Origin of the sequence: Vibrio viridaestus (assembly GCF_003856525.1) — a bacterium.
In the GTDB taxonomy this organism is placed as follows: domain Bacteria; phylum Pseudomonadota; class Gammaproteobacteria; order Enterobacterales; family Vibrionaceae; genus Vibrio; species Vibrio viridaestus.
The window spans coordinates 1-551 of record NZ_RJVQ01000088.1 but is presented as its reverse complement, the minus strand read 5'-3'; the positions used below and the strand labels follow the sequence as shown (position 1 = coordinate 551).

At 60.7% G+C, this 551-nt stretch carries 1 protein-coding gene; it reads right to left on the bottom strand.

What is annotated here, in order from left to right; genetic code table 11:
* Positions 1-551 (bottom strand): phage tail protein (locus EES38_RS21795; RefSeq protein ID WP_243694249.1); only part of this gene is annotated, 551 nt, incomplete at both ends.

Sequence of the window (551 nt, the reverse complement as noted above, 5' to 3'; positions counted from 1 at the left end):
CCGCTGGCGGCGTGACACCATTCACCGTGCCACTCTGTTCGCCGTCAAAGTGCGCCCCGTTATCCACGATGGCCTCTTTTTCCGGCACATGCTGCACGGCGGTGATGGCATACGTGCCGTCGTCGTTCTCACGGATACTCACGCAGCGGAACAGTCGCTGGCGCAGCGTCGGCAGCTTCAGCTCCCATACGCTGTATTCAGCAACACCGTCAGGAACACGGCTCACTTTTACCTTCACGCCGTCGGTGMCGGACTGAACCTCCACGCTGACCGGATTGCCACTTCCGTCAACCAGGCTTATCAGCGCGGTACCGGAGGATGGCAGCGTGATTTCACGGTCGAGCGTCAGCGTCCGGGTCTGGCTGTTCACCGCCAGCACACGACCACCGGTGCTGATACCGGCATAGTCATCATCGCAGATTTCAATAACATCGCCCGGTACATGGCGAAGCCCTTCTGCGCCGACGCTGAAATCCACGGTCTGCGTTTCCAGCAGTTCTGTTTTAATCAGCCACAGCCCGGCGCGGTGTGCCTGCCCCCGGCTGGTACAG